The 25,225-nt window shown below is 39.5% G+C and carries 16 protein-coding genes and 1 rRNA gene; 13 read left to right on the forward strand and 4 right to left on the reverse strand.

Translation table 11 applies throughout. From position 1 onward, the window contains the following. Window positions 1–170: 170 nt before the first annotated feature. From rrf to QQK09_RS14835, 8 genes are all read left to right on the forward strand, one after another. Window positions 171–286, forward strand: a 5S ribosomal RNA gene (rrf, locus tag QQK09_RS14800). Window positions 287–1,984: 1,698 nt separating this feature from the next. After that, complete coding sequence (locus tag QQK09_RS14805) at window positions 1,985–3,925, forward strand: methyl-accepting chemotaxis protein (protein ID WP_284204934.1); 1,941 nt, start codon at window positions 1,985–1,987, stop codon at window positions 3,923–3,925. 107 nt (window positions 3,926–4,032) lie between these two features. Further along, window positions 4,033–4,659 (forward strand): hypothetical protein, encoded by a 627-nt coding sequence (locus QQK09_RS14810; protein WP_284204935.1) that lies wholly within the window; start codon window positions 4,033–4,035, stop codon window positions 4,657–4,659. A gap of 441 nt (window positions 4,660–5,100) precedes the next feature. Further along, complete coding sequence (locus QQK09_RS14815; RefSeq protein WP_284204936.1) at window positions 5,101–6,684, forward strand: AbgT family transporter; 1,584 nt, start codon at window positions 5,101–5,103, stop codon at window positions 6,682–6,684. A gap of 278 nt (window positions 6,685–6,962) precedes the next feature. Then, a complete protein-coding gene (gene htpG / locus QQK09_RS14820) occupies window positions 6,963–8,867 on the forward strand; it encodes a molecular chaperone HtpG (protein ID WP_284204937.1) in 1,905 nt (634 codons plus the stop codon). A 121-nt stretch (window positions 8,868–8,988) separates the two neighbouring features. Beyond that, the gene (adk, locus tag QQK09_RS14825) at window positions 8,989–9,633 is read left to right on the forward strand and encodes an adenylate kinase (RefSeq protein WP_284204938.1); all 645 of its coding nucleotides are present in this window, start codon (window positions 8,989–8,991) and stop codon (window positions 9,631–9,633) included. Between the two features lie 251 nt (window positions 9,634–9,884). Continuing rightward, window positions 9,885–10,400 (forward strand): NlpC/P60 family protein, encoded by a 516-nt coding sequence (locus QQK09_RS14830; protein ID WP_284204939.1) that lies wholly within the window; start codon window positions 9,885–9,887, stop codon window positions 10,398–10,400. A 48-nt stretch (window positions 10,401–10,448) separates the two neighbouring features. Next, the gene (locus tag QQK09_RS14835; protein ID WP_284204940.1) at window positions 10,449–11,045 is read left to right on the forward strand and encodes a LysE family translocator; all 597 of its coding nucleotides are present in this window, start codon (window positions 10,449–10,451) and stop codon (window positions 11,043–11,045) included. 41 nt (window positions 11,046–11,086) lie between these two features. Here the strand turns inward: QQK09_RS14835 and QQK09_RS14840 are convergent, their stop codons facing one another. After that, entirely contained in the window at window positions 11,087–12,217 is a 1,131-nt protein-coding gene (locus QQK09_RS14840) for a cupin domain-containing protein (RefSeq protein WP_284204941.1), read from the reverse strand. A gap of 257 nt (window positions 12,218–12,474) precedes the next feature. On the opposite strand from QQK09_RS14840, the gene QQK09_RS14845 reads away from it, so the two are divergent. After that, a complete protein-coding gene (locus tag QQK09_RS14845) occupies window positions 12,475–13,413 on the forward strand; it encodes a DMT family transporter (RefSeq protein WP_284204942.1) in 939 nt (312 codons plus the stop codon). Between the two features lie 23 nt (window positions 13,414–13,436). Here QQK09_RS14845 and purB read toward each other — a convergent pair whose 3' ends face one another. From purB to mnmA, 3 genes are all read right to left on the reverse strand, one after another. Further along, a complete protein-coding gene (gene purB / locus QQK09_RS14850) occupies window positions 13,437–14,807 on the reverse strand; it encodes an adenylosuccinate lyase (RefSeq protein ID WP_284204943.1) in 1,371 nt (456 codons plus the stop codon). A 164-nt stretch (window positions 14,808–14,971) separates the two neighbouring features. Then, window positions 14,972–15,601, reverse strand: coding sequence for a high frequency lysogenization protein HflD (hflD, locus tag QQK09_RS14855; protein WP_284204944.1), 630 nt, complete (start codon window positions 15,599–15,601; stop codon window positions 14,972–14,974). A 2-nt stretch (window positions 15,602–15,603) separates the two neighbouring features. Further along, on the reverse strand, window positions 15,604–16,713 hold the full coding sequence (gene mnmA, locus QQK09_RS14860) for a tRNA 2-thiouridine(34) synthase MnmA (protein ID WP_284204945.1): 1,110 nt from the start codon (window positions 16,711–16,713) through the stop codon (window positions 15,604–15,606). A gap of 1,250 nt (window positions 16,714–17,963) precedes the next feature. On the opposite strand from mnmA, the gene QQK09_RS14865 reads away from it, so the two are divergent. The 4 genes from QQK09_RS14865 (at window position 17,964) to QQK09_RS14880 (ending at window position 25,182) form a co-directional block, all read left to right on the forward strand. Next, complete coding sequence (locus QQK09_RS14865; protein ID WP_284204946.1) at window positions 17,964–20,258, forward strand: Orn/Lys/Arg family decarboxylase; 2,295 nt, start codon at window positions 17,964–17,966, stop codon at window positions 20,256–20,258. An 85-nt stretch (window positions 20,259–20,343) separates the two neighbouring features. Beyond that, complete coding sequence (gene adiA / locus QQK09_RS14870) at window positions 20,344–22,653, forward strand: arginine decarboxylase (RefSeq protein ID WP_284204947.1); 2,310 nt, start codon at window positions 20,344–20,346, stop codon at window positions 22,651–22,653. A gap of 155 nt (window positions 22,654–22,808) precedes the next feature. Next, the gene (gene potE / locus QQK09_RS14875) at window positions 22,809–24,152 is read left to right on the forward strand and encodes a putrescine-ornithine antiporter (protein ID WP_284204948.1); all 1,344 of its coding nucleotides are present in this window, start codon (window positions 22,809–22,811) and stop codon (window positions 24,150–24,152) included. A 118-nt stretch (window positions 24,153–24,270) separates the two neighbouring features. After that, the gene (locus tag QQK09_RS14880; protein WP_284204949.1) at window positions 24,271–25,182 is read left to right on the forward strand and encodes a transporter substrate-binding domain-containing protein; all 912 of its coding nucleotides are present in this window, start codon (window positions 24,271–24,273) and stop codon (window positions 25,180–25,182) included. The last annotated feature ends 43 nt before the right edge of the window (window positions 25,183–25,225 follow it).

Here is a 25,225-nt window from a genome sequence, read left to right on the forward strand (position 1 = left end):
ACCCGTGAGGCTTAACCATACAAACTCTAAGAGTTTTGTAGTGTTTACCAAGACTTGTCAAAGAAGACATAAAAATATATACGCTTGCGTAACGTATTTTACTAATACAAAGCCTGATTTAAGACGAACGAATTCAAGAACAATAACAGCTTTTCTAATTAACTTTTTAGCTTGGCGACAATAGCGCTGTGGTCCCACCTGATCCCTTTCCGAACTCAGTAGTGAAACGCAGTTGCGCCGATGGTAGTGTGGGGTCTCCCCATGTGAGAGTAGGTCATCGCCAAGCGCCTAATACGAAACATCCCTGTTGACTCACGTCAGCAGGGATTTTTTCGTTTTAGCCACTTGATAAATGAGGCCTACTCTCGCATGGGGAAGGTTAATAGCCTACCATAGGCAGTATCAAATCATGGGATAATCGGGCGAATATCGCGAAGCGGTGGTTCATGAGCAATGTTCACCCATCGCCTCTGCGTATCAATAAATCTCTTAAATACAAAATTTATATCGCGCTTCGCCCAATTGTCGGCCTAAAGACCGACCTACAGCGGTACCTTTTTTTCGTTATAGCCGCTTAGACGACATTGGCCCATTATATGGGGCAGCAAGAAATGATTAATCATCATTCTGAGATGCTTCAACGTTTCGACTGGCCAATACGTATAGTGATAGCAGGGCGAATTGTGCGAAGCGATGGTTCATGAGCAGTGTTCACCCATCGCTAAGCGCCTCTGCGTATCAATATATATCCTACAAAGAAAATGCATATCGGGCTTCGCCCAATTGACGGCTTAAAGACCGAACCGCAGTTGCACCTTTTTCTTTTGGTACTTTTAAGTGATGGTTTATGATCAGTGTCCACCCATCGCCAAGTGCCTCTGTGTATCAATAAGCCTCCTAAAAAGGAAATACATATCGGGCTTCGCCCAATTGACGGCCTAAAGACCGACCCACAGTTGTACTTTATTTTTTCGTTTTGGTACTTTTAAGTGATGGTTTACGAACAATTGACGCCAATCACCCATCGCCTCTGTGTATCAATAAGCCTCCTAAAAATAAAATACATATCGGGCTTCGCCCAATTGACGGCCTAAAGACCGACCCACAGTTGTACTTTATTTTTTCGTTTTGGTACTTTGAAGTTATGGTTTACGAACAATTTCCGCCAATCACCCATCGCCTCTGTGTATCAATAAGCCTCCTAAAAATAAAATACATATCGGGCTTCGCCCAATTGACGGCCTAAAGACCGACCTACAGTTGTACTTTATTTTTTCGTTTTGGTACTTTGAAGTGATGGTTTATGATCAGTGTCCACCCGTCGCCAAGCGTCTCTGTGTATCAATAAGCTCCTAAAAATAAAGTTCATATCGGGCTTCGCCCAATTGACGGCCTAAAGACCGACCCACAGTTGTACCTTTTTTTCGGTTAGGAATTTGATGCGATGGTTTCTGAAGAGTGTCCACCTATCGTCAAGTACTTGTAGGTATCAATAAACATCCTGAAAGAAAATACATATTTGGTTTCGCCCAATGACGGCCTAAAGACTGACCCACAGTTGTACCTTATTTTTTCGTTTAGGAATTTGAAGCGAAGGTTTATGAGCAACGTCCACCCATCGCCTCTATTTATCAAAAAATATTGTTATTTACTTCTCTCAAAGGGCATATTTTTACTGGTTAGAATTAAATATCTTAAATCGATCAGAACAGTAATTGCTAAAAATCACCAATTTTTCTTTTTTATTTGAACCATACAGCACAAAAGTAATACAAAAGGGTGGAGGCAGTTTATGTGGTAAGTCATAATATAGTCTAATTGTTGCTTTTTAATTAATATAACTCATTGAATAATTGATATTATATTTATTGTTTTAGCTGTTTTATGAAATAAGGAGTGAAAGTAATTAAACTCCCTATTTTATTTCTCCTTGTTGAATTGTATTACTTAACTATTTTAGTGCCACGTAACCTGCGAGTGTTTGATGTTTAAAAATTTAAAATTAGGTTTAAAAATTGGTCTTGGCTTTTTTATTGTACTGATATTGCTTTGTATTGTGTTAGGTATGAGTGTATTTGCGTTGCAAAAATCACAAGATAGAAGTGATCAGTATAGAGACTTGGTCAGTGATGCTAACTTAGCTGACCAATTACAGGTTGATATGCTCAAAGTCAGTATTGATGTGAAGAATTTTCTGATCACTAAGAGTAATGATGATTTAAAGCAGTACCAACAATCAGACGCTACCATGAGTCGTGTTTTAGTAGAGGCACAAAGTAAAATTAACGATTCTCAAAGAGCTCCGTTGATAGCTAAAGTTGACGCTTCAGTTAAGGATTATCAACAAGGCTTTACAGATGTAGTTAGCTTAATGCAGCAAAGAGATGAAATTAACAATACAGCATTAGTACCGCTTGGCGAGAATATGGGTAAAGTAATTGCTAGCATAATCCAGCGAGTAGGTGATACAGAAGCGGCTTACTATGCCAGTTATGTACAGGAAAAAATGTATGTTGGTCGTTTATTTGTTATTAAATACCTTGAGTCGAACAGCAAAGAAAACTTCGATATTGCTATTAACAATATGGAAAACATTCTCGGCGAGGGGGTCTCTGAATTAGAAGAGAATCTTGAAGATCAGGATGCGATAAATTTATTAAATGAGTTCATGACATCTCATCAAGCTTACATAAAGAATATGAATATCATCAATGAACTTATTTTAGAAAAAAACAAAATTATTGATGTCATCTTAAATAACGCTGAGGTTGAAATTGCGACAACTATTGCGGATGTAAATTCAGCAATTTTGCAGGAACAAGATAGATTAGGTGTCGAGCTTAAAGCGAATACTGATCAAAGTATTAATATGATTTTGTCTCTATCGCTTGCCGCTATCGCAATTGCAGTTGTAGCTGCTTATATATTAACTACTTCAATTACTAAACCTATTTATCGCGCAGTGGCATTATCTAATCAATTGTCCGAAGGCAACTTAACCATTGAGGTTGGTGTAACCAGTAAAGATGAAACGGGTTTATTATTGAACTCTATTCAAAAAACAGCGCATCACTTAAGAAATATGATAGCGACAATTTCATCAGCAAGTAATGAATTAGCATCGGCTTCGGAAAAACTTGCCCTTGTCACAGATGAAACTGCAAAGGGTATTATTCAACAGGAAACTGAAACGGAACTTGTAGCAACAGCAATGAATGAAATGGCTGCCACGGTGCATGATGTTGCGGATAATGCTGCCAATGCAGCAGAGGCTGCGACAAAAGCTGACAAAGAAGCAAGCTCTGGCAGTAAAGTGGTCGAACAAACTATATTTGCAATTAATACATTAAATATGAATGTAAATGAATCATCTGAAAAATTAGCTGAAGTAGAGCAAGAGGTGTCGAATATTAGTAGCATTCTAGATGTGATTCGAGGCATTGCAGATCAAACAAATTTATTAGCACTGAATGCTGCAATAGAAGCTGCACGTGCTGGTGAATATGGTAGAGGCTTTTCAGTCGTAGCTGATGAAGTACGTTCTCTTGCCAGCAGAACACAAGACTCTACACAGGAAATTCAACTCATTATCGAAAAACTACATGCGGGTACACAAAGTACTGTGGTTGTTATGGATAAAGGTAGGGAGCACGCGGATCAATGTGTTGCACAGGCAAGTGATACCAGTGTTGCCTTGCAGTCTATTACCCATGCCATCAGTGTCATCAACGACATGAACATACAAATTGCAAGTGCAGCTGAACAGCAAAGTTCAGTCGCTGAAAATATAAATGAAAATGTAATTAATGTTAAACAGATAGCACAGGAAAATGCTGCTGCTTCTGAGCAAACGCGCAGTGCCAGTACTGAAATTGCTAAATTAGCAGAACAATTAAAGGCGCTGACGGTGCAGTTTCAAGTTTAAGGTTTTAAAAAGTTTTGATATCAACGTTACAACAACATGGAAGGTAATTATGGTCCATCACTTGATTACCATGATTAATTATAATTTTATTAAAGAGAGTAAATACAATGATCAAACCACTACTAATCACAACGGCATTACTGACTTCAAGCGCAGCTTTTTCTGCTCAAAATTTCGTTGTAGATCCACAATTAACTGATTTTCGTAGTAATCAAGGTAAGAGTGATGTTTGGATTTCACATGAAGATTCTAAAGGGGGCCTTGGCGATGTAGGTACTTCTGGTGATACTGCTTTTGATGCGCAGGGATCAGCTCGCATTCGATTTAAAAAAAGCGTTGAAATTAATGATTTCACCGCGACACCTGGTTTAAGCCAGACCGTTAACGGTTTACCTAAAAATACAGATATGAGCTATTCACTTTATTACTGTGATAAAAAAGGGACTGCATCTCCTAGTACACTTCATTATGGCGTACGTGAAGTTGTTGAAGGTGCACCTTTAACAGGTAAAGTTATTGCAGACAATCGTGTGCATGTAAGAGATCTAGGTAATGCACCAAAAGGTGATAAGAAAGACTGTTTCAGTCAAGTTACACTTGATTTCAATACCGGTTCAAATGCTAGCGTTGAGATCTTTAATCAGATGGAAGTTGAAGTTGGTGCAAATGGCAAACCTGACATGCATAAAGATGTTGAAGTTCGTATTGATGAATTCTCAATTACGGCTAAGTAATTAAATACAGTTTTTTCATCTATTTTGTAAATGCTGCTCATTCGCAATGAGCAGCATTTCGTGTAAATTATCTTAAAAGTAGAATAGAAAGCGGTTCAAACTCAGTACCCTTATAAAGCGTCATATTCCCTACCCTATATTAATCAGTTGATAATAATCTTTGGCTCTTTGCTACTTTTATCCTAGGTGAATTTCCTTTCCCCGCTAGATACCATTTCAATTTTTCAATGTTTTGCAATCACACTTCGTTTATATAATATTAACAATTAATAACATTCTGAATGTTATTGCTTTTTTCTTAACTTTCTTTGTATTTTATTGTCATGTAGTGTGGTCGGTTGATTTTGGAAGCACTCAGTTTTATAGAGTGTATTAATTTTTTCATCTGCTTATTAATATTTTTATTATTGATAACTCGGGTGAATAAGCAAGGAGTTACACATGCAACAATCTGCATCCCCGCAACAACCGATGAAAAAGTCTTTAATGACGCGTTTTCTTGATTCAGTCGAATATTTAGGAAATCTATTACCTCATCCAATTACCCTTTTTGCACTTTTCTGTTTAGCGATATTAGTTTTTTCTGGCATTGCGGGATACTTTGAAGTATCTGTACTTGATCCTCGTCCAGAGGGTGCGCCTGGAAGAACCGCAGATGGGGTGATTCATGTCGTCAGTTTATTAAATGCTGAGGGTTTAGAATTAATTGTAACTAATTTAGTAAAAAACTTTGTTGGTTTTGCACCGTTAGGAACGGTACTAGTCGCAATGTTAGGTGTTGCTATTGCTGAGTATTCAGGTTTGCTTTCAGCTGCAATGCGCGGTCTTGTTATGACTGCATCAAAGCGTATGGTAACAGTCACCGTTATTTTTGCGGGTATTATTTCTAATACAGCATCTGAGCTTGGCTACGTTGTTCTTATTCCGCTCGCTGCAATGCTTTTCCATTCCCTTGGTCGTCATCCATTAGCTGGTCTTGCAGCTGCATTTGCGGGTGTATCGGGTGGTTACTCTGCTAATTTATTAATCGGTACGGTAGATCCACTGCTTTCTGGTATTACAGAAACGGCTGCGCAAATGATTGACCCAACCTACACCGTTGGCCCTGAGGCAAACTGGTACTTCATGTTTATCTCTACTTTCTTTATTGCAATAACGGGTGCTTTTGTAACTGAGAAAATAGTAGAGCCAAAGCTTGGTAAGTACAATGTCGATGAAGCGTCAGAAGATTTAACCAATGATAACATGGGGCTATTAACGGCTATTGAGAAAAAAGGCCTAATGTATGCCGGTTTTGCTGTTCTTGTTGTGAGTGCTTTACTGGCTTGGACGATTGTCCCTGATGATGGCATTCTTCGTTCAGCGACGGGCACGGTTGCAGGCTCACCATTCCTGAAGAGTATTGTTGCCTTTATCTTCGTCTTCTTTGCAGTACCAGGTTTTGTTTACGGTAAAGTTGTTGGCACAATGAAAAATGATCGTGATGTGATTGATGCAATGGCTAAGTCTATGTCTTCAATGGGCTTGTATATTGTGCTTATCTTTTTTGCTGCTCAGTTTGTTGCTTTTTTCAACTGGACAAACTTTGGTCAAGTGATTGCTGTCTCAGGTGCAAATTTCTTACAAGCGATTAACTTGACGGGGCCAATGTTGTTCTTTGCATTTATATTGATGTGTGGTTTTATCAATTTAATGATTGGTTCTGCATCTGCGCAATGGGCTGTGACTGCACCTATTTTTGTACCTATGTTAATGCTGGTTGGTTATGCGCCGGAAACGATTCAAGCGGCTTACCGTATTGGTGATTCAACAACGAACATTATTACGCCAATGATGAGTTACTTCGGAATTATTTTAGCGGTAGCAACCCGTTACATGAAGAATTTAGGTATCGGTACATTAATCGCTATTATGCTGCCGTACTCAATCTGCTTTATGATTGGTTGGAGTATTTTGTTCTATCTATGGGTATTCGCCTTTGGTCTGCCTGTTGGCCCTGGTGCTGCAACATTCTATACGCCATAATAGATATCAATAAAAAATATAAGCAGTGCCTGTCAGTTAATCTCTGATGGGCATTTTTTTTAGGGCTTTCTGAATATATAAAGAGGGGGACATTAATAAAGTACAGTGCTGTTTTTTTATGTGCTTACTCTTTATAGATCTTCCCTCATGTTCAGCATGCTAGGTAACAAAACGTTAAAATAAGTTAAAATTTTTCCCTTCATGCCTTGAAAAGGTCGGACTCATCCCCATCTCTTTTATATTGTTTAATTATTACTATTCAAAGAGAAAGAGATATTATGGAACATCAACAAAATCATACTTTTAGTGCCGACACCGGTAAACTTCTTAAACTAATGATCCACTCTTTATATTCTAATAAAGAGATCTTCCTACGTGAGCTTGTTTCTAATGCTGCAGATGCTGCGGATAAATTACGCTTTAAAGCCCTTTCTGATGGCGCTCTTTTTGAAAATGACGCAGACCTTCGTGTTCGTCTAAGCTTTGACGCTGATGCTAAAACGGTAACAATTAGTGATAACGGCATCGGTATGACGCGTGATGAAGTTGTTGAGCATTTAGGTACGATTGCAAAATCAGGTACAAGCGACTTCTTTGAACAGCTTTCTGGCGATCAAGTTAAAGACTCTCAATTAATTGGTCAGTTTGGTGTTGGTTTTTACTCTGCATTTATCGTTGCTGATAAAGTTGTAGTTAACACGCGTAAAGCGGGCGAAGAAGCATCAACGGGTACACGTTGGGAATCTGCTGGTGAAGCAGATTACAGCGTTGCTGATATCGAAAAAGCAGATCGTGGTACAGAGATCATTTTACACCTTCGTGAAGATGAATCTGAATTCTTAAACGACTACAAATTACGTACTATCGTTTCTAAATACTCTGATCACATCAGCATCCCTGTTGAGATGTTTACTGAAGAAGTGGCAGAAGTTAAAAACGAAGAGGGTGAAGATACGCCAGCTGTTCCTGCACATTGGGAAGCGATTAACAAAGCAACTGCGCTTTGGAGCTGTCCAAAAGCTGAACTGAAAGACGAAGAATACCAAGAGTTCTACAAGCATATTGCTAACGACTTTGAAAATCCATTAACATGGAGCCACAACAAAGTTGAAGGTGAGCAAGAATATACAAGTCTTCTATATATCCCTAAACGTGCACCGTTTGATATGTGGAACCGTGAAAAAGCACACGGCCTGAAATTATACGTTCAACGTGTATTTATCATGGATGATGCCGAGCAATTCATGCCTACTTACCTACGTTTTGTGAAAGGTATTTTAGACTCAAATGACCTACCACTAAACGTTTCGCGTGAAATCTTACAAGATACACGTACAACGGGTAAATTACGTAGCGCATGTACTAAGCGTGTTCTTTCTATGCTAACTAAGTTTGCTAAGAAAAATGATACTGAATACAACGAATTCTGGAAAGAGTTTGGTCAAGTATTAAAAGAAGGCCCAGCTGAAGACGCTGCAAACAAAGAAAAAATCGCTAAGCTGTTCCGTTTCTCTTCAACAGAAACTGATTCAGCTGAACAAAACGTTTCTTTAGATGCATACATTGGTCGTATGAAAGAAGAGCAAGATAAAATTTACTACATCACTGCTGATAGTTTCAATGCCGCTAAAAATAGCCCGCATCTTGAAATTTTACGTAAAAAAGGTGTTGAAGTATTGCTGCTTAGCGACCGTGTTGATGAATGGCTATTAAGCCACTTACCTGAATACGATGGTAAAACATTTACTTCTGTTACACAGGGCGATTTAGACCTTGGTAAATTAGACAGTGAAGAAGATAAGAAAGAGCAAGAGAAACAAGAGACTGAATTTGCAAGCTTTGTTGATCGTGTGAAAGAAGTATTGGGCGATAAAGTAAAAGACGTACGTATTACACATCGTCTAACGTCTACTCCTTCTTGTATCGTTGCTGATAATGATGATATGAGCACACAAATGGCTAAATTAATGGCGCAAATGGGCCAACCTGTGCCAGACAGCAAGCCAATTTTTGAGCTTAACCCTGAGCATGTAATGGTAACGACATTAGCGGATATGGCTGATGAAGATAAGTTTGCACAATGGGCTGAGTTATTGCTTGAACAAGCAGTATTATCTGAAAAAGGTAGCTTAGATGACCCATCTGAGTTTGTGAACCGTATCAATAAACTACTTTTGGGCTAATCGCTCAAAAATGATACAAAGGCCAGCTTAATGCTGGCCTTTTTCATGGTTAAAGTTGAGAAAAAGTCACTAACCGTGTAAATTTCTCGTTCAATTTATTTAAAAACAGAAGGATGTAAGCATGCGCATTATCTTGTTAGGTGCTCCAGGCGCTGGTAAAGGTACACAAGCTCAATTCATGATGGATAAATATGGCATCCCACAAATCTCTACGGGTGACATGTTACGTGCAGCTGCGAAAGCGGGTACTGAACTAGGTTTAAAAGCAAAAGAGTTAATGGACGCAGGGCAACTTGTTTCTGATGAATTAATCATCGGTTTAGTGAAAGAACGTATTGCTCAAGAAGATTGTGCTAAAGGTTTCCTATTAGATGGTTTCCCGCGCACTATCCCACAAGCTGACGCAATGAAAGCAGCTGGTGTGATCATCGATTTCGTTCTAGAATTTGATGTGCCTGATGAAGAGATTGTTAAGCGTATGGCTGGCCGTCGTGTTCACTCTGGCTCTGGTCGTACTTACCACATCGTTTACAACCCACCAAAAGTGGAAGGTAAAGATGACGTAACAGGTGATGATCTAGCTATCCGCCCAGATGATGAAGAGTCAACGGTTCGTAAGCGTCTTGAAATTTACCATAATCAAACTGCACCATTAATCAGCTACTACCAAAAAGAAGCTGAGCAAGGTAACGGCGCTCACCATAAGTTTGATGGTACTAAAGCGGTTGATGTTATCAGTGCAGAGCTTCAAGAAATTCTTGGCTAAGTATTAAAAACATAAATAAGACTAGGGGCGAAAGCCCCTTTTTTATAGGTAAAATAGATGCATAAAAAGTATTGTGTTCTGTTGGGGGAATTAACTATTACGACAAAACCTATGACACTATTTTTAATCGCATTACCCACTACTGCTGGTGTTATAAAATTGTGTAGATTACTTTTTTTACCTATTACGCAATGGAGAATATCCGGTGTTGAATATTCAAACATAAAACTTAACGCGTTGGCACATCAACAATGAATAGAGTGCTAATTTGTATATCCATTTTATTTTTAGCTGCTTGCTCAACATCGTCTAATCGTGAAAGCTCTACTAGCTCGTCAACAAAGGCTAGTGATGTTAAAAATCAACGTACACAAACGAGCAATATGTCAGAGGACAACCTGCTTTTTTATCTGTTACGCAAAGAATTTTCAAAGTGGCAAGGAACACCTTATCGTTTAGGTGGAAATAGTAAAAAAGGAATCGATTGTTCGGCTCTAGTACAAAACATTTACCGTGATAGTTTTAATATCACCCTACCACGCACCACTGAAACACAGGTTGAACAAGGCTATTTAGTTTATCGAAATCAATTACAGATCGGTGACTTAGTATTCTTTAAAACAGGGTGGAACACTCGTCATGTCGGTATATACATCGGTAATGAAGAATTCATTCATGCTTCGACCAGTCAAGGGGTGATCACCTCATCACTTAACAATGTGTACTGGAAACCTCGCTATTGGCAAGCAAAACGTATACTCGATTAACCCATTAGAATTTAAGCCTTTTAATTATCTATCTCTGGAGAAGCATTAATGCTCTCGTTATATCTCACTTATACCCTCTCAATTGCGTTACTTATTTCCTCTCCGGGGCCTGTTATTGCGTTAGTTATTTCCGATTCAAAGCATGGTTGGCCAACAGGTACCATTTGGGGCGGTGCAATATCGGCATTTTTGTTACTTGTTTGTTCGTTGTTTGTCATACATTTTGCACTGGTTATTGATGAAGTTTTATTAGATTGGGGCAGGGTAGTTGGTGGCTTGTATCTTGGTTATCTTGGTGTCTCAATATTATTCAGTAAACAGCAGTACTCAATTGTTAAATCTCATCATCATGACTGCTTTTGGCGTACCATGAAAGTAGGCTTATCAAATCCTAAAGACATTCTCTTCTTCCTTGCCTTTTTACCGTCATTTATTGTCAGTGGACAATCTTTTGTCGAACAGTCGATGATCTTCGTTGGAATTTGGCTGGTGGTTGATATGTTGATCATGGTGGCTTATGCAGGCGTTGCGAAAAAGTTATTAGTTTATAAACGCTGTCAAACCCTCTTGTTTTATCTGCCGGGCGTATTCATGAGTATGGTTGGTGTTATTTCAATCTATCTAGGGCTATCAAATTTGTTTTGAGTTAAGAGCTTCGAATCCCGAAGCTCTTGCTCAACTTGTATTTAAAGTGCGTACCAGTAGCCTTTATTAATCAATTTAGTGAACAGATCTTGTGCTTGTTGGTTACCCTCTAATAGCTCAAGTAACTCACTTGCGACCTCATCTTGGTCACATAAAAGCTGTCCGAGTTCGATACAGTCAGTGACATCATAGGTTTCGGCATTAATAAAAATAGTGCTTGGGGTCTGTTCAAAGTAGATCGCACGTAAACCGCCTAAGCGAATAAATTGAGCCCCTTCGTTTAACTCAGCAATCACTTCTTCATTGGTGTGTGCGACTTCCGGTGGCGCAAGGTCTAAATCGTGTTTTGCATCGCTGAGCATTTTACCCATCCACGGTATTAACTGCTCCGGGGTTGCACAGTTCGCTAACATGACGCGATGTAATTCATGTAACTCTTGGTCTTCAACACGCCCAGGCTTTTCACGTTGCTGCATTACTCTATCGGTATAACGTTCTGCATTTTCATTGTTATCGATGAGGTGATCGGCAAAGCCACTTAATAAGTCATTCTGATCTGGTGCACGGAAACCGACACTGTAATTCATCGATGGCTCAATGGCGTAACCTTCATGGGGAAAACCAACAGGAATATATAAGATATCGCCTGGTTCAAGTTCAACATCAATAATTGCATCAAAGGCTTCACAATGCTTTAGTGCACCATGGGCAGCAAATTCAACTAATGCTTTTCTGTCGCCTACACGCCAATGACGTTTGCCTAGCCCTTGAATAATAAACACATCGTAGTTATCGATATGAGGGCCTACGCCACCTCCCGGTGTTGAGTAACTGATCATCAGATCATCGATGCGCCAATTAGGTAAAAAACGAAAAGGACGAACCAGTTGTTGTGCATCTTCATGCCAATTATCAACCGCTTGAATAAGCAACGTTGCGCCATCAGCATCTAACCTTTCAAAGCTTTCAAAAGGCCCACACTCTGCCTGCCATTGTTGGTTTCCATCTTGATAAACAAGGCGACTCTCTATCTCTTCTTCCATTGCAAGACCTGCAATTTCATCAGGAAGAATTGGATCATTAAAATCACTAAAGCCTTGTTTGATCACCGTTGGCTTTTTTTGCCAATAGGTATCAAGAAAATCGTTTATATCTAAATTAAGTTCGAACATGGGAAACCTCTGAAAAATAGTATCTACTTTCATTGTAAGCGCTTAGGGCAGAAAAGAAAGAGCCATAGACAATAACTCGCTGCTGTTGTTTTTTTAAATGCACTTTATGTGAATGGCTCTGAACATCAAATCTGCCTGTTGGTGGTCAGTGTAAGCGTTTATATCACTTTCGCGATCATCTGAAATTGCTCGCTTTGTACTCATATTAACGTTACTGTGATCGGCCGCTTATAGAAATTGATCACAAGGAGGTGAGTATGACGTTACCCATTCATAATGTGCCAACGAGGTTTAATAAAATTTCAGGTCTATTAGCTGGCCTTGCAGTGGTGATGATTTGGTCTGGCTGGATCATTGTTTCTAAATGGGGGCTTTCTCGTGCTTTAACGGTTTGGGACGTGACAGGGATACGTTTTGCAACGGCGGGTTCTATTGTTCTGCTGTATGCAATAATCGCAAGACACCCTTTAAAATCGATTTTTACCTTACCGGTTATTATCTGTAGTTTATGCTGTGGTGTACTGTATGTTGGTGCAGGGTTAATTGGATTATTAATGTCAGATGCGGCTAATACCGGCGTGATCATTAATGGTACGTTGCCTATTTTATGCGCTGCAATTCTCTTTATTTGGAAGAAAGTACGTTTAAATCGTCCTCAATACCTTGGTGTGTTGCTTATTCTAGTGGCCAATACGTTACTGTTTACCAGCTCTGGTGGCGCAACATTGGCTGCTTTACTGTGGTTACTGGTTGCGGCATTTTTTCTAGCATTTTATTCGATTTCAATGAAAGTCTGGGGGATTAACCTAAAAACCATTATGATTTCAGTCCCCGTGATTAATGCACTTTTTTTTACCCCTATATGGTTTTTCTTACCGAGTAATTTGGCCTCTGCACCAGTGAATGAAATTTTATTGCAGGGATTTTATCAGGGTATTGTGGTGAGTATTTGTGCACTATTTTTCATGACCTATTCCATTAATAAATTGGGGGCAGTCTCTGCATCCACCGTGATGGCGCTAGTACCTATTATGTCGGCATTATTAGCAATGCTCTTTTTAGAACAACAAATTACCTTTCAGGTTGGTATATCCATTGTAATTTGCTCAATTGGCATCGCTTGCTATAGTGCATTACAACCGATGCTGATGTGGTTAAACAGACACAAAAAAGGCAACCCGAAGGTTGCCTCTTGAAAAGATAGTTTAAGCGTTAGGGCTTATGCCATCTTCTCTACTAAGTTGATTGCTTGACCAATGTAAGAAGCGGGTGTCATCGCTTTAAGCTCAGCTTTAACCGCTTCAGGCAATTCAAGTGTATCAATGAACTCTGACATACCTGGGCCATCTACGCGTTTGCCACGTGTTAGCTCTTTTAGTTTTTCGTATGGCTTTTCGATAGCGTAACGGCGCATTACTGTTTGGATTGGCTCAGCCAATACTTCCCAGTTTGAGTCTAAGTCTTTCAGCATGTTTGCTTCATTAGCTTCAAGCTTGCTGATGCCTTTTAGGCTAGATTCGTAAGCGATAACAGAATAACCGATAGCAACACCTAAGTTACGTAAAACAGTTGAGTCTGTTAGGTCACGCTGCCAGCGAGAAACAGGTAGTTTCGCTGCAAGGTGGTCAAAGATAGCGTTTGCTAAACCTAAGTTACCTTCAGAGTTTTCGAAATCGATTGGGTTTACTTTGTGCGGCATTGTTGAAGAACCAATTTCGCCCGCGATTGTTTTTTGCTTGAAGTGACCAAGGCAGATGTAGCCCCAAACGTCACGGTCAAAGTCTAAAAGAATCGTGTTGAAACGTGCAATTGCATCAAATAGCTCAGCAATGTAATCATGCGGTTCAATTTGCGTTGTGTATGGGTTGAATGTAACGCCTAGGCTAGTTACAAATTCCTCAGCAAAACCTTGCCAATCTAAATCTGGGTATGCACTAAGGTGAGCATTGTAGTTACCTACAGCACCATTTGTTTTACCGAGTACTTCAGTCGCTTCAATTTGCTTAACTTGACGTTGTAGACGTGCTACTACATTAGCAAACTCTTTACCTAGCGTTGTTGGTGATGCAGGCTGACCATGTGTACGAGACATCATTGGTATTGATTTGTATTCGATCGCTTTTTCTTTAATCGCATCAACAACACGATGACAGTAAGGAAGAATAACATCTGTTTTAGCTGTGCCTAACATCAGTGCGTGAGATAGGTTGTTAATATCTTCAGAAGTACATGCGAAGTGAATAAATTCAGAAACCGCTTCTAACTCAGCAATGCCTGCTACTTTTTCTTTTAGGAAATATTCAACAGCTTTAACATCGTGATTAGTTGTTGCTTCGATGTCTTTAACGCGTTGTGCATCAGCTTCACAGAAGTTTTCAACAATTGCATCAAGATGTGCGTTTGCAGCGGCAGAGAAAGCAGGAACTTCTGCGATACCATCTGTTTGTGCTAGTTTTTGTAACCAACGCACTTCAACTTGTACGCGGAATTTGATTAAACCAAATTCACTGAAAATATCGCGTAAAATTGCAGTTTTGCTACCGTAACGGCCGTCAACTGGTGATACAGCTGTTAGTCCTGAAAGTTCCATTTGTTGCTCCTAAGATATGTAGGTTGTTTAAATAGTAGTGTACTTAACTCGTTGTTAGCCATTAGTTATATAGGCCTCAAACCTAAATTCCATCTAGGTTTGATTGTCTGTTGCTTTTGACTTTGCTAAAAGCTGACGGCAAATAACTGACAGCTTATTTTTATTTATACTCGTTGTAAATTTTGTTTTGCTTGGTGAATCATTGCTTTACGTGAGAACAATAATTGACGACGTTGGCCGCCTATTTGACGCCACAATACCGCTGCACGTACGCCAGAAAGCAATAATGCACGAATTTTATGTTGCGTGATCACTTGTTGTAAGCAGGATGGTTTACCGTTAACCTGAATTTTAGGGCCAAGGCTACTAATGATATCTTTATAGATGCCATCTAAGTTAGCCAGTACGCTCTCATCACTGATGTCAAAGTGAGTAAGCTGTCGATTAACTTGATTGATACGCTCACCTAACATATTCATTGCTGAACCGTTACTGGTGAGTTTTTTCTCTAACGCAATCATGCCAACTACGTATTTAGTCACTTGCAGGTTACGTTGGTTATTAGGGTTATCAAGCTGCTCAACCATGCTTTTAAAGCCAACTTCTAAACAAGCATAACCACCAAAGGTATCAACGGGACTGTCACTGTCTACCGCCATGATTGATTTTAGTGAGGCTTCAAAGGCGTCGATATTTGGACACAAGCCCGTAGTTGCAATTTTATCAACAAGGTAAGCAGCTTGTGTCATCGCTGCAAAGGCGATAACACGAGAAGGAAGATCATGATAAGACATAATTAGTTTTTCTCTTGTAGATGTTGCTCAATAATCGCGCCACCAAGACACACTTCATCGAGATAAAATACCGCAGACTGACCCGGTGTAACTGCCGCTTGTGGGGTATCAAAAATCACCTCTAGCGTATCATCATCAATTGGGTTGACCGTACAAGGAATATCAGTTTGGCGGTAACGTGTTTTCACCGTACATTTAAAGCTTTCTTTCTTTGCTGTTCTATCTACCCAATCACACTGTTTTGCGATTAAGCCGTAAGAGAATAACGCAGGGTGATCAGCACCCTGTGCAACAAGCAGGCGGTTGTTATCCATATCTTTACCCACAACATACCATGGGTTTTCATTCGAGTTTTGCATGCCGCCAATACCTAAACCTTTACGTTGGCCTAGCGTATGGTACATCAACCCTTGGTGTTGACCGATCACTTCACCCGTTGGCGTCACAATATCGCCCGGCTGTGCTGGCAGGTATTCCTGCAAGAAATCAGTAAATTTACGCTCACCGATAAAACAGATACCGGTACTGTCTTTTTTGTTCGCTGTAATTAAGTCTTGTTCTTCCGCGATACGGCGTACTTCTGGTTTCTCTAACTCACCGACTGGGAATAGTGTTTGTGCTATCTGTTCTTCACCAACGGCATACAGGAAGTAACTTTGGTCTTTGTTGCCATCAACACCACGTAATAATTGTGCGTGACCATCGACATCACGACGGCGACAATAATGACCCGTTGCGATAAAGTCTGCGCCTAAATCTTCTGCGGCAAACTCCAAAAACGCTTTGAATTTAATCTCTTTATTACACATGATATCAGGATTAGGCGTACGTCCTGCTTTGTATTCTGCTAAGAAATGTTCAAAAACATTATCCCAGTATTCAGCAGAAAAATTGATCGTGTGTAGCTTAATGCCTAATTTATCACACACCGATTTAGCATCGATAAGATCCTGAGCGGCAGCACAATACTCATCGGTATCGTCCTCTTCCCAGTTCTTCATGAATAGCCCTTCAACTTGATATCCCTGCTGCTGTAAAAGGTAAGCAGATACAGATGAATCAACACCACCGGAAATACCGACGATCACTTTAATTTGGCTATTGTCTTGCATAATAAATTCTCCTACTAATTTGAGGCGAGATTTTAACAGAAAACCCACACAATTGAACTAATAATGTCAGTTAGCTTACAGCATCAAAGTTGGGCGGAATTGCCCTGATAGTTAGCATTCTATATGGGTACGATTTAATGGATAACAAGGCTAGTAATTAAAGCCATTTGTACACGAGTGGATTGTTAAGCATTAAATTAGAGGGCGGTTATCGCTTCGTTCGACCGACCGAACCGCCAGAGAGCTTACTCTTTGCCTACAAAACGTTGCTTTACCTATCCTGATGAATGTAAGGGGAAAGTGAGGCGCGCTTTAATAACGTGGTAGTACATCTCCATATGTGAGCTTTGAAAAATGACCTGCGAATATCTATCGTTATCTTATTCGACTGTTGTAATGAGGGGCTTTTACTTATTTATTGCACCGATGACAAGGCTATTTATAGTATTTAAACCAATATGCGTTAAAAAGGATTAACTAGCGCCTGTAAATAGGTTGTTACAGCATTATTAATTTAAATTTAAAATAATTGAGTGAATATTCGAACACTATTTTTACCTCAGCCATTATTTCTAACTTCTTTATCCATCGTCCTTTTTTTAAAAATTGAATATTGCAGGCTTAAAGTAAGCTTATTTCGTGATTAAATTTTAAATAATATTCACATTATTTGTTCTTTTTAATGTGCATAAAAATCTTTTTATTGTGTTTTTTTTATTCATTTTATTAAGGGGTTATTTCTGTTTTATTAAAGAAATATAACGTTTTTCTTATTGATTTTTAGCTGAAAATTAGTCGATGGGAACAAAATCGTTAAATTTTCGCTATGTTTTTAATGTTGAATTTTAGTGACTTACATCACGATTTTTTTGAGGGGTTATTTTTAGCATATTAAAAACAGCTTGTTTTCCTTTTTACTTTTCATCGTTTTTCAGTCAGACAAATATGCATAGTCTGGCATTTTAAATTCTTTTTTTTACAAAAAACACATTCTGTTTCACTGTATTTTATATCGCAAATAATTTGATTTTAAATTAACTGCTACTATTGTTTGTTTTTCGTACAGGTGTGATTTCATCCGGCTTCTACCTGTCAAACCAGAACAAATATTCAGATGATTTTGGGCTTTGTAGGATTGTGTCCTACAAAGACGATTGTTTGTTGTCGAATAACTGCTCTATTCTCCACAGCATAAATTAACATCAACAATTCGCCGCCATTAAGTGAAGCGAAAAAATAGGAATCAACATATGTATACACGCCAACCATTACCACCAAGATTATCAAAAGAGTTTTCTGTGCTTATCGTTGCTAATATTGATGAAGATACAGCAGTTAACAGAAGTGCAAATGAAATTTGTACTCATTTAGACAATGAAGGTATCGAAGTTGTTATTAGTAAAAATATTACTGATTTTGAAACATCGGTAACATCAAGTCCTGCATATAGCTGTGTCGTTGTGGGTTGGGGTATTTGCCAACAAGACCAAGAAAAAGCATTAGCGGCGATTAAAGTATTAAACCAACGTTGTGCTGGCATTCCTATTATCCTTGGTGTAACCAAAGAAAATTCAGCTCATATTCCTCTTGAATTCTCTGAAGTAGTAGAAAGTGTTATTTACATTCCAGAAGATAGCCCTAAATTTATTGCCGGCCGAATTAAAGCTGCAGGTAAACGTTACTTAGATTCTGTTTTACCTCCTTTCTTTGGTGCGATGGTTAACTTTGACGATACGCATGAATATTCATGGCATACACCAGGTCATACTGGCGGTACAGCATTTATGAAAACGGCTGTTGGTAAAGCATTCGTCGATTTTTACGGTGAGCAAATGTTGCGATCTGATCTTTCTGTTTCAGTTGGTGAATTAGGTTCATTAAATGACCATAATGGTCCGGTTAAAGAAGCTGAAGATCACGCAGCTAAAGTCTTTGGTGCTGATTACACTTACTTTTCAGTTGGCGGAAGCTCTGCAAGTAATGAAATTATCCTACATTCTGCTGTAACAGATGGCGATGCAGTATTAGTCGACCGTAACTGTCATAAATCACTTAACTACGCACTAAACATGTCAGGCGCTATGCCTATCTACATGGTACCGCGCCGTAACGCACGTGGTGTTATCGGTCCTGTACCAAGTAGCCAAATGACAGCTGAAGCGATTCAACAAAAAATTGATGAAAGCCCGCTTCTTGCAGACAAAACAGTCACACCTGTATTAGCTGCGCTGACTAACTCTACATACGATGGTTTAACGTACAACGTTAAAAAAACAACGCGTGTATTAAGCGAAACAGTACCACGTATTCATTACGATGAAGCTTGGTATGCCTACGCACGTTTCAATGATCTTTATGAAGGACGTTACGGTATGCACCGTGGTGAGAGACATGAAGATGATGCAACAATCACAGTAACGCATTCAACACATAAGCTTTTAGCTGCGTTATCACAAGCATCAATGATTCACATTCGTTCAGGTAAAGTGCCTGTGAAACCTGCTTTATTCAACGAAGCGTTCATGATGCACACCTCTACTTCACCACAATACAGCATTATTGCATCAACAGATGTCTCTGCAAAAATGATGGGTGACTCAGGTGAATACTTAACTGATGAATGTATCCAAGAAGCTATCTCATTCCGCCAAGCAATGGTGCGAATTAAATCTGAAATACAAGAAAGAAAACAAGATGATTGGTGGTTTGATGTATGGCAGCCAGACACAGTTGCAGGCACACCATTTAAAGATGTAGATCCACAAGTACTGAAAAAAGATAGCAGTGCATGGGTACTTCATCCAAATGAAAAATGGCATGGCTTTGGTGATTTAGGTGAAGATTACTGCATGCTTGATCCAATCAAAGTAACCGTATTAACACCAGGAATGGACATTGAAGGCGATCTTGAAGCTAATGGTATTCCTGCAACATTATTATCGTCATTCTTATCAAGCCGCGGCATCGTAGTTGAGAAAACAGAACCCTACTCAGTATTACTGTTGTTCTCTATTGGTGCTACGAAAGGTAAATGGGGTTCATTGGTTGCCGGCATGATGGAATTCAAAACTCATTATGATAATAACGCACCATTAACAACGGTATTACCTGATTTAGTAGCAAGCCACCCAACGCGTTATGAAGGTTTAGGTATTCGCGATCTTGCTCAAGAGATGCACCAAGCGATTATTGATACCAAAATGTTAACCAGTATGGATGAAGCATTTACACAATTACCTACAGTGGTAAAAAGCCCACGTGAAACTTACGGGCAACTGGTTAAAGGTAATGTTGAATTAGTGCCGCTAACAGAGATGTTAAACCGTATTGCAGCTGTGCAAGTTGTACCTTACCCACCAGGTATCCCACTAATGATGCCAGGCGAAAAAGTGGAAGAGGGCAGTAAAGCGATTCTTGATTACTTACTTTCTTTACAAGATTTCGATGACCAATTCCCTGGTTTTGAGCACGATACACATGGTGTTGAGCTTGAAGAAAATGCAAATGGCGAGCTTGTTTACATGGCTTATTGCCTAACTGAATAACTGTTTTTATGGGCACTTTGGCAAAACTGTAGAAGTGCCCAGTTAAAAAATTTCAACTTATAAATTTTACAATTAGGATTTCAATATGATTTCAACAAATTACAACCCAGTAAAAAGCAAAGTACTTGTTATTGACGAAGGGCTAGAAAAACTTGATACAGCCTTTGGACGTAATACTCAAATATTAGTAGACGAACTCACTAAACGTGATGTGTATGTCACTACGGCAGTAAGTGAAGAAGAAGCGATGGCGGCTATCGTTTCTGATGCTTCTATTCACGGTGTACTACTTAGCTGGGAATTAGTTGGTGAGACTATTGAGGGCAAACGCCCTGCAGCGGTTTTATTAGACGAGCTAGCACTACGTCATAAAAATATTCCAGTATTTTTAATGGCTAAAAACAGCGAACAAGTTAAAACTATCGATGAAAGCGTAATGACTAAAGTTGAAGAGTTTGTTTGGATGCTTGAAGATACTGCTGACTTTATCGCGGGTCGTTTAATCGCCTCTGTTGCTCGCTACCGTAGTCAACTTTTACCTCCTTTTGCTGCAGCTTTAGCAAAATACTCTCAATTACGTGAACACTCTTGGTCTGCGCCTGGTCATCAAGGTGGTGTAGCATTTACTAAACTGCCAGTAGGTCGTGCATTCTTTGACTTTTACGGTGAAAACCTATTCCGTACTGATATGGGTATCGAACGTGGTGCATTAGGTTCATTACTTGATCATACTGGCCCTGTTGCTGACAGCGAAAAATACGCAGCTAAAGTATTTGGTTCTGACCGTTCTTACAATGTAACAGGTGGGACATCAGCTTCTAACCGTACAATCATGCAAGCCTCTATGATTGAAGATGAAGTTGTTATCTGTGACCGTAACTGTCACAAGTCTATTGAACAAGGTCTGATGTTAACAGGTGCTCGTCCAGTTTACTTAGTACCGACGCGTAACCAATACGGCATTATCGGTCCTGTTCAAGCTGCTGAGATGTCACCTGAAAGCATCATCAACAAAATTGAAGCAAGTCCTTTAACTAAAAACCTTGAAAATAAAACGCCTGTTTACTCTGTACTAACGAGCTGTACTTATGACGGTTTATGTTACAACGCAGTCGATGCTGAAACGATTTTAGGCAAAAGTAGCCCTAGAGTTCATATGGATGAAGCTTGGTTTGGTTACTCTCGTTTTAATCCAATCTACAAAGATCACGCAGCAATGCGTACCGATGAAGCTAGTTTTGCTGAAGATGCACCAACAGTATTTGCAACGCACTCAACGCATAAGTTGCTTGCTGCTCTTTCTCAAGCTTCTTACATTCATATCCGTGACGGTCGTGGTGCAATTCCACATGATCAATTCAACCAGTCATACATGATGCACGCATCAACTTCACCACTTTACGCAATTGTAGCATCTAACGATATTGCAACTGCAATGATGGATGGCGATGGCGGTACAATGTTAACTACTGATGCAATTAAAGAAGCTGTTAGCTTCCGTCAATCAGTTGCTAAAGCACACAAACGCCATAGCGATAATAACGATTGGTTCTTTAAACCATGGAATGCGGAAACGGTTGTTGATCCAGCAACGGGTGAAAGCTTTGCATTTGAAGATGCACCATCTGAATTATTAGTTACTGAGCAAAAATGCTGGCGTTTAGACCCTAAAGCTAAATGGCATGGATTTAACGATCTTCAAGAGGATTGGGTAATGCTTGATCCTGTTAAAGTCAGTTTATTAACACCAGGAATGAGTGAAGAGGGGGAGTTACAAGAAACGGGTATTCCAGCAGAAATCTTCACCGCTTATGCGTCACGTTTTGGTATCGTACCAACACGTACTACAGACTTCCAAGTGATGTTCTTGTTTAGTATTGGTGTAACTAAAGGTAAATGGGCAACGCTTATTAACACGTTATTATCATTTAAACGCCACTACGATGAAAATGCACCACTTACTGAAGTATTACCAGAATTAGTAAGCAGTAACCCTGGGCGTTATGCAAACTTAGGCCTTAAAGATCTAGGTGATGAAATGTTTGAGTTCATTAAAAAACATGATCCAGGCCAAGCACTAAACAATGCTTACTCAACGATTCCTGAGCCAAAAATGACGCCACGTAAAGCGTTCCAAAAAATGGTTCGTGGTGATATCGAGCTAGTACCAGCGGATAAATTAGCAGGCCGTATTGCAGCGAATGCAGTAATGCCTTACCCACCAGGTATCCCAATGATGATGTCAGGTGAAATGTTTGATGAAACTAACAGCCCACAAATTGAATATATGCTCAAACTAGGCCTTTGGGATGCTGCATTCCCTGGCTTTGAGCATGAAGTTGAAGGTGCTGAAATTGAAGATGGCGTTTACAACGTACTTTGTTTAACAGAGTAAGCATCATTAAGGAATAAGTTTCTTGATAAACATTAAGTAGTTACCTCTTGATGATTGCAATCGAGAGGGCTACTTTTATCAGGATTACTGCCAATTAATTAGTTACTAAGCACCATCAGTGATTAACACTTATATTTTAACAAGAGAATTTTTGTATGGCTGATTCAAACAAAAAAATGTCGCTGGCAGGGTTAACCACCCTTGTAGCGGTAAATATGATGGGCTCGGGTATTATCATGTTACCTGCGACCATGGCACAAATCGGTGCTGTTTCACTACTCTCATGGGTAGTAACGGCAATTGGTTCAATGGCAATTGCTTACGCATTTGCTCAATTAGGTGTATTTTGTAACCGCTCAGGCGGTATGTCTGCCTACTCAGAAGAAGCACACGGTAAATCAAGTTTCTTCATGGCGTCATTCTTATATTGGCTATCGCTTGCGATTGGTAATGTAGCAATTGCGATTTCTGCTGTAGGTTATTTAACACCGTTTTTCCCATGGTTAGGTACTGGCGCAACCCCCCTGTTCGTTGGTGTAGTTGGACTAATTTGGGTTACAACGGTAGCTAATTTTGGTGGTCCAAAAATCACTGGTAACTTAGGTGCAATAAGTGTTTGGGGTGTGATCATTCCAGTAGCAGGCTTAGGTATCATTGGTTGGTTCTGGTTTGATAGCAGCGTATTTTCTGCGGCATGGAACCCAAACAACTATGCGATCAGCGATGCAATTGCACAAAGTATTCCAATGACGTTATGGGCATTCTTAGGTATGGAATCAGCAGCACAAAACTCAGATGCAGTAGAGAACCCTAAGAAGAATGTACCACTAGCTTGTCTATTCGGTACGTTAGGTGCGGCGGTTGTTTACATCCTATCTACAACAGTAATTCAAGGTATTGTACCAAATGCTGAATTAGCAACATCAACAGCACCGTTTGCTTATGTATACGCACAAATGTTTACACCATTAGTAGGTAACATCATCATGGGCTTAGCGGTTATTGCTTGTGTTGGTTCACTATTAGGATGGCAGTTCACATTAGCACAAACAGCTAAATTTACAGCTGAAGAGGGCATGTTCCCTAAAGTATTCTCTAAAGTAACAAAAGCGGGTGCACCAATTATCGGTATGGTGATTGCAGGTGTGATTCAAACCTTGTTGGCTGTGTCTACGATGTCTCCCGATGCCACCGCGCAGTTCAGTAAACTGGTTAACTTAGCGGCTGTTACTAATATCGTGCCTTATATCACTGCAATTTCAGCGTTAATTATTGTAATGCGTAAAGCAAACGTAACAGGTAAAGCGTTCAAACTTAATGTTGTAGTGATACTTATTGCGATTTCTTACAGTGCTTATGCATTGTATGCATCAGGTATGGAAGCCGTGTTCGGCGGTATGGTTGTAATGATGCTGTCTTACCTACTATACGGATTTATTGCTTACCGTTTTGAAGATAAAAAAGAGCCTGAAAGCATTGCAGCGAATACAGACTCATAAATAAAAAAGTAGCGATGGTAAATAATACTAAGTAATAGCATTTATTCATCGCTATGACAGACAATCATAGCAATAACGACCACTATATTTATTGAATTTTAAGTAAGGAAATACCGTTATGGTAAAAAATAAAATTTCGTCACTGAGTGCAGTTGCACTAACAGTGTTGATGATGGGGACAGCCCCATTGACGCAAGCCAATGAGCTTAGCAATACGCAACAAGATGGCCAGTTAAACTTTGGTTACATCGTAGATGAAGCACCATATTCATCAGCAACAGATGGCACCAAGCCAACGGGGTTTGCTGTCGAGTTATGTGAAAAAGTGGAAGATACGATTAAAGCTGCGCATAACACGGTTGACCTAAAAGTCGTTTACACACCTGTAACCCTAGAAGAAGGCTTAAGCCAAGTGCAAAGCGGTGATCTTGATATGTTATGTGGTGCGGTAGTTGAGACATTATCTCGTCGCCAAATGGCTGATTTTTCAACACCTATTTCGGTGGGTGGGATTACAGCGTTGATTAATCAAGATGCTGATGCAACGCTTAAACGTGTGTTAGAAGGTGAGCAAGCGCATACGGGGCCAAGATGGCGTGCAACTGTAAATCAAGGTTTAGCAAATCATACTTATGCTGTACATGAAGGTACGGTAACGGAAGCGTGGGTACGTGACCAAATTAAGCAACTTGGTGTAGTAGCAACAGTTGTTACGGCTAAAACCAATGAGGAAGGTGTGAAATTGGTTTCAGAAGGTAAAGTAGATGCTTACTTTGCAGATAGAAGTGAAATCATCGCTGCGATCCATACATCTTCAATAACGAATGTTGAGTTATCACCACGAATTTATGCTAAAGCAACAGAGCATTTAGTCATTGCTAAAGGTAATAGTGAACTACGTTTACTTGTTGATACTGTATTGAGTGATTTATATCAGTCAGATGATTTTGCGCCATTGCATAAAAAACATTTTGGCGATATGGGTCAAGCTGTTATCGATGAGTACCAAAACTATATCATCGCTAAATAATATATTATTAAGTGAATGAAAGTACATCATTTATTAGTTTGTT

Origin of the sequence: Psychromonas marina (genome assembly GCF_030161115.1) — a bacterium.
Lineage (GTDB): Bacteria > Pseudomonadota > Gammaproteobacteria > Enterobacterales > Psychromonadaceae > Psychromonas > Psychromonas marina.